This is a genomic window from Neisseria polysaccharea, assembly GCF_963392925.1.
Classification (GTDB): Bacteria; Pseudomonadota; Gammaproteobacteria; order Burkholderiales; family Neisseriaceae; genus Neisseria; species Neisseria polysaccharea.
Window position 1 is genome coordinate 1 of the sequence record NZ_CAUJNZ010000027.1, and the last position, 6,720, is coordinate 6,720.

The following is a 6,720-nucleotide window of genomic DNA, read 5'->3' on the forward strand; positions in this document are numbered from 1 at the left end:
TTTTTTTTTTTTTTTTTTTTTTTTTTTTTTTTTTTTTTTTTTTTTTTTTTTTTTTTTTTTTTTTTTTTTGATTAGATTACCCGATTGGTATAAAATTAAGGATAATATGCAAGAAGTGTGGAAAACTTATGAAAGATGAAACAATCGCCCGTTGCCTCCTTTCTTCCTGCCTGCTGGCTGCGGGTATGGAAAAAAGCATTGCCGCTTCCGGTACGATTTTGGTAAAACCCAATCATACGGCGGCGATAGCGACCAGAAATCAGATCAACGAACATACTTTCGATTATTCGGGGAAAGCCGTTACGCCGATTAATTCCCTGGTGATTGCCGCCAATGGCAAAGGCGCGAAAAATATCATTACCGTCAAGGGCAACCCTTCTCTCGGTGAAAAAGATTTGACAGATGAAAATGGTGAAGCGTTGTTGAAAGATGCAAGGGGCGAAGTGTTGAAAGAGCCTGCGCATTGGACCATCGAAAAGACAAGACCTATAGGGACGGTGAACAGCGGTCGATACACGCTTTCGTCAGGTGCTCAAAATGCCGGGATTTTGTTTGCAGACAAAAGCTATGAGGCAAAGGGCAACGACATTACCTTGGAAAACGTATCGGTCAAAAATAGCTCTTCAAAGGATGCCGTTTTCGCAAACGACACTTTGACAAACCCTTACGGTATGTCGGACACAACTCTGACCTTTAAGGGAAACAACTATCTTTATACAGACGGCACCAAAGCAGGCAGACAAGACGCACTGAACGGCATACAGATATTCAAGAATAATCAAACCAGACTATCCTCGGGCACCAAAAACCATACCAAAATCGAGTCGGAAGCAGGTTCCAATCTGAACATATACGTCAAATCGGGGCATACGCGCGGGCGCGGCATCTCGATAACGCAATATAAGGATGTAACCATCAGCACATCGGGAACGAGCAAAACGGTCGTCAACCAGACCGAAATGGATTTTCACGGCGGGGTCAGCATCAAGGTGGATCGCGGCAATAATAAGAATGCCGAAAACTACGGTGTTTATGTGGGAAACCTGCCGAAAAAAAGCAGCAGCAGCGAGGATGTGCCGGAAGATTCGTACAACCGCGCCACCTTCCACAGCGATGTCAAAATCGACGTGCAGCCGGTGCTTGAAGAAAGTGGGAAACAAAAATCCATCGGCGACGCTTTGAATGTGGACGGTAAAAACAGCAGGGTGGACATCAAGGGCGACGGAACGGTGCAAATCGACGGCGACATCCACGTCCTCAACGGCGGCGTGATAGATTTAAACCTGAAAAACAAAAATTCTTATCTCAACGGGGAAGCCCATATCGGCAAACGACAATATACCGGCGATCCCGACGATCCCGATAATCCGCCAAGCGGACAACCCCTGTTTGAGGAAGACCGTAAAAACAGCGCGTCATCCATCAATATGACGATGAAGGACGGCGCGCGCTGGAATGTGCAGAATACTTCAAAAATCAACGGTTTGGACATCAGCAACGGCGCGGAAGTGAGCTTTTCGGACGGCGGCAGGAATGTAAACGTCTCCGTATCCAGCCTGAAGGGAAACGGCGGCGTGTTCAAGATGCAGGGCAACATCGTGAGCGGCAAGTCGGACAAGCTGATTACGCGCGAAGGCAGCGAAGGCGTACACATCATCGAATATGAAGACAATGCCAAGGCAAAAACGACCGGCAAGGAATTTTTAAAGCTGGTCGAAAACAAAGGCGATGCCGAAAACACAAAAGCGTCATACGAACTGCACGTCAAATGTACGGAACAGGGAGGGTGGTGTTTTGCCTTGGGCGAGTCGGAAAACTCCAAATATGTCAAAATTGACCCCGACGGCAAGCGGGATTTCTACCTCTACCCGGCCACCCTGTCGACGGGCGCATCGAGCAGCGTCCTTTTCGGCGAAGCTTTGTATCAGTTGAACGCGGTTTCCGATGAAACGCTGGTGCAGCGTATGGGCGAAATCCACGCCGACGAAACGCCGCAGGAAGACAACAACGTCTGGATCAAACGCGTCGGCGGAAAATTCTCCGGCAGCCGCAGCGATTACCGCGTGGGCGGTTACGGCAACCGCTATTGGGGCTTTGCCGGCGGCTTCAACAGGACGGGGTTCGGCGACAAATGGATTCATTACAAAGGGCTGATGCTCCGCCACCTCCAATCGTCCTACACCCCCGAAGACTACGCCGGAAGCGGCAAAATCTACGGCAGGGCGGCAGGCGTTTATTCCACCTGGCTCAACCGGGAAAGCAGGGCCTATTATGATTTGGTCGCCAACATCGCCCGATATAAGGGCAGCTACGGGCTGACCAATTACTCCGGCAAACGTGTCGAATCGGACGAGGCGCGCCTGAATGCCTATATGCTTTCCGCCGAAACCGGCAGGCGGATGGAGAAACAGGACGGCGGCAAAACCTATTGGTGGCAGCCGGAAGCGCAGTTGTCCTACTGGTTTACGCGCGGCTACGGCTTTTCGCTGTCAAACGGGCTGTCTGCCGAGACGGACAACTTCCGCAGCCTGCTGGGGCGGTTCGGCTTTCGGGCGGGCGTGGACGGTTTGGACGGCGGCAGGCTGAACATCTACGGCAAGCTGATGTACAAACGCGAATTTATCGGTACGATCCGCCACAGGTTCAACGGCTCTGCCGTGGAGGAATTCAAACACCGTGGCGGCTGGTTGGAATACGGCTTGGGCGTGGTCAGCCGCAATGCCGGAAACGGACGGCAGCTTTATTTTGAGGCGCAAAGGTCTTCGATGCACAAGATGCGGCAGAATTGGCAGGTCAATATGGGCGTGCGCAGTATGTTCTGATGCGCGGATGCGCCTGAAAACAATCCGGAACGGTCAGACGCGTTCCGGATTGTTTTTTGTCGGGACGGTTTGTTGATTGGGGCGTGGGTTTGTTTAAAGGTTCGGCGGTTTGTTTGCCGTTTCCGCCTATTCGGGATGGCTGTTCGGCGTGGATGAATTTGCCGCCATATCAAAACAGGCGGGCGATGCCGTCTGAAGCCTGACAAGGCATTAAATGCCGTCTGAAACTCCGTCATTCCCGCCACTTTTCGTCATTCCCGTGAAAACGGGAATCTAGAATCTCGGACTTTCAGATAATCTTTGAATATTGCCGCTATCCCAAGGCCTGGATTCCCGCCTGAGCGGGAATGACGGCGGGGGACGATGCCATCTGAAGCGGTGGGCTTCAGCCAACCAAAGTATCAAAGCATCCAATGCCGTCTGAAACTTTGTCATTCCCGCCACTTTTCGTCATTCCCGCGAAAGCGGGAATCTAGAATCTCTAATTTTTCAGATAATCTTTGAATATTGCTGTTGTTCTAAGGTCTGGATTCCCGCTTATGCGGGAATGACGGGTCTTTTATAACCTTTGAATATTGCTGCTACCCGACGGTCCGAGGTGGGAATGACGGCGGTGGGCGATGCCGTCTGAAGCCCGACAAGACATTAAATGCCGTCTAAGACTCCGTCATTCCCGCGAAAGCGGGAATCTAGAACCTCTAAATTTTCAGCTAACCTTTGAATATTGCCGCTACCCCAAGGGTCGGATTCCCGCCTGCGCGGGAATGACGGGTTAAATAATATCAAACCATAAATCTCGCCAAGAAACATTATTTTCTTCAATCAGTTGCAATTTCCAAGCCCTGTTCCATTTCTTCAACTGTTTTTCCCGAGTAATTGCGCTCTCCATCGTAGGATGCAGTTCATACCAAACCAGCATAGTAACGTTGTACCGTGATGTAAATCCCTCAATCAAATGCTCCCTATGTTGGTAAATACGTTGCACCAAATCAGATGTAACGCCGATGTATAACGTGCCATTACGTTGGCTTGCTAAAATATAAACCGCAGGCTGCATATGATACCCTTTTGAATTATTTAAATTTATATTCCCGTGAACACCATCCCGTGATTACTTTAACCCTTCGTTATTTCCATAGCTTTCCATCATTCTCGCAACTTTTCGTCATTCCCGCGCAAGCGGGAATCTAGAATCTCTAAAGCTTCAGCTAACCTTTGAATATTGCTGCTATCCCAAGGTCTGGATTCCCGCTTGCGCGGGAATGACGGGTCTTTTATAACCTTTGAATATTGCCGCTATCCCAAGGTCTGGGTTCCCGCTTGCGCGGGAATGACGATTTGGAAATTACCCGAAACCCAAAAACAACTGAAACCGAACAAACCGGATTCCCGCTTTCGCGGGAATGACGGTGGAGGGTGAACGATGCCGTCTGAAGCCCGACAAGGCATTTGATGCCGTCTGAAACCCCGTCATTCCCCCTGCTGTCCGCAACCTTTCGTCATTCCCGCGAAAGCGGGAATCTAGAACCTCTAAATTTTCAGCTAACCTTTGAATATTGCCGCCGCCCGAAGGTCTAGATTCCCGCCTGCGCGGGAATGACGGCAAACGGGGGATGGGGCATCACGATGCGGCGGCAATGTGTCCGGAATGGGGCGGTTTATCCGAAAAAGCCCATTTTGACTTGGATGAGTTTTTCCAGTTCGTTCAGGATGCGCCGGCGCGAGACGAAAAAGATGATGTGGTCGCCGTCTTGGATGACGGTTTCGGTATGGTGTCCCATAATGACTTCGCCGGTTTCGGCGCGGACGACGGCGGCAATGTGGCAGCCTTCGGGCCATTTGATGCCGCTGATGCGCCTGCCGATGATGGCGGAAGTTTTTTTGTCGCCGTGCGCGATGACTTCGATGGCTTCCGCCGTGCCGCGCCGGATGGGGTGGACGGCAACGATGTCGCCGCGCCGGATGTGGGCGAGTATCGAGCCGATGGTGATGAGGTGGGGGGAAACGACGATGTCGATTTTGTTGCCTTCGAGCAAATCGACGTAGCTTGAGCGGTTGACGATGCCGATGACGCGCTTCGCGCCGAGGTTTTTCGCCAAAAGGGCGGACATAATGTTGCTTTCGTCGTCGTTGGTCAGGGCGCAGAATACGTCGATTTCGTCGATGTATTCGTTGTCGAGCAGGGTTTCGTCGGTTGCCGAACCTTGCAGGACGAGGGTGTTGTCGAGGTTTTCGGCTATCCATTCGGCACGGCGCGGCCGGCATTCGATGATTTTGACGTTGTATGCGTGTTCGAGCTGTTTGGCGAGGCGGTAGCCGATGTTGCCGCCGCCGGCAATCATAATGCGGCGGGTGCTGGTTTCTTTGGGGCGCAATTCGGGTATGACCGCGCCGATGTTTTCGGCAGCGGCGGCAAACAGGATTTCGTCGCCTTCGATGATGACGGTTTGCGGCGCGGGGACGATGAGGCGGTTGTTGCGGTAAACGGCGCAGATTTGGCAGTCGGCCCCGTCGGGAAGGTCGCGGGCGATGTCGGCGATTTCGCGGTTGACGAGCAGTCCGCCGCGCCGCGCCTGTATGATGACCATCCGCACGCGGTCGTCTGCAAAACGTAAAACCTGCAATGCGCCCGGGCAGTCTATCAGACCGGCAAGCTGTTCGGTAACGAGCTGTTCGGGGCTGATGGTTTCGGTTATGCCGAATATGGAAAGGCTGCCGTTTTCGTTGTTTTCGAGCTTGGGGCTGAGGTATTCGAGGTATTCGCTGGAACGGACGCGCGCGATGCGGCCGGGGATGTTGAACAGGTCGGCGGCAACTTTGCAGGCGACGATGTTGGTTTCGTCGCTGCGGGAGAGCGCGAGCAGCAAATCGGCATCTTCCGCGCCGGCGCGTTCTAGTGTGAAGGGGGATGCGCCGTTGCCGAAAACGGTTTGGACATCGAGGCGGCTGCCTGTTTCCTGCAATGCTTTTTCGTCGATGTCGATAACGGTTACGTCGTTGTTGGGTATGGCGGCAAGGTTTTGTGCGACGGTAGAACCTACCTGCCCGTTGCCTAAAATGAGGATTTTCACGGTATGGGTCGCCGGGGGATGAAATGGGGGATTGTACCGCAACCGGGGGCGGAAATGCCGTCTGAAGGCAGATTTTGCGTTCAGACGGCATTGCGCCTCAAGATTCAACGGGGATGATGCCGATTTTCGCCTGCCATTTGCGCGGGGCGGTGGCGTGGATGGATTCGCCTTTGCTGTCCACGGCGACGGTTACGGGCATGTCTTTGACTTCAAATTCGTAAACGGCTTCCATACCCAATTCGGGGAACGCCAAGACTTTGGAAGATTTGATGGCTTTTGCCACGAGGTATGCCGCGCCGCCGACCGCCATGAGGTACACGGCTTTGTTGTCGGCGATGGCTTCGCAGGTGGCCGCGCCGCGTTCGGATTTGCCGATCATGCCCAAGAGGCCGGTTTGTTCGAGCATTTGGCGGGTGAATTTGTCCATACGGGTGGCGGTGGTGGGGCCTGCCGGGCCGACGACTTCATCGCCGACCGGATCGACGGGGCCGACGTAGTAAATCAGGCGGTTGGTGAAATCGACGGGCAATTCTTCGCCTTTGTCGAGCATATCGACGAGGCGTTTGTGTGCAGCATCGCGGCCGGTAAGGATTTTGCCGTTCAACAGCAATACGTCGCCGGTTTTCCAGCCTGCCACTTCTTCTTTGGTCAGCTTATCGACATCGATGCGTTTGCCGTTGTCGGGGCTGTAAGTCAAATCGGGCCAGTCTTCGACGCGCGGCGGCGTGAGTTCGACAGGGCCTGAGCCGTCCAATTCAAACTCGACGTGGCGGGTGGCGGCGCAGTTCGGAATCATCGCAATCGGTTTGGAGGCGGCGTGGGTCGGG

General features: G+C 53.1%; 4 protein-coding genes. 1 reads left to right on the forward strand and 3 read right to left on the reverse strand.

Annotation, left to right across the window (positions count from 1 at the left end):
- Window positions 1-128 precede the first annotated feature (128 nt).
- The gene (locus tag RDY34_RS10395) at window positions 129-2,822 is read left to right on the forward strand and encodes an autotransporter outer membrane beta-barrel domain-containing protein (RefSeq protein ID WP_308184579.1); all 2,694 of its coding nucleotides are present in this window, start codon (window positions 129-131) and stop codon (window positions 2,820-2,822) included.
- 772 nt (window positions 2,823-3,594) lie between these two features.
- On the opposite strand, the gene RDY34_RS10400 is transcribed toward RDY34_RS10395, so the two are convergent.
- The 3 genes from RDY34_RS10400 to RDY34_RS10410 form a co-directional block, all read right to left on the reverse strand.
- Window positions 3,595-3,879, reverse strand: coding sequence for a GIY-YIG nuclease family protein (locus RDY34_RS10400; protein ID WP_114935584.1), 285 nt, complete (start codon window positions 3,877-3,879; stop codon window positions 3,595-3,597).
- 601 nt (window positions 3,880-4,480) lie between these two features.
- A complete protein-coding gene (gene trkA, locus RDY34_RS10405; protein WP_308074880.1) occupies window positions 4,481-5,893 on the reverse strand; it encodes a Trk system potassium transporter TrkA in 1,413 nt (470 codons plus the stop codon).
- A gap of 97 nt (window positions 5,894-5,990) precedes the next feature.
- Window positions 5,991-6,720, reverse strand: a 730-nt coding sequence (locus tag RDY34_RS10410; protein ID WP_308184580.1) for a fumarate hydratase C-terminal domain-containing protein, incomplete at its 5' end; no start/stop codon positions are given.

Coding starts and splice junctions, on each gene's coding strand:
- RDY34_RS10395 (WP_308184579.1), top strand. CDS start 129: ATGAAAGATGAAACAATCGCCCGTTGCCTCCTTTCTTCCTGCCTGCTG.
- RDY34_RS10400 (WP_114935584.1), bottom strand. CDS start 3,879: ATGCAGCCTGCGGTTTATATTTTAGCAAGCCAACGTAATGGCACGTTA.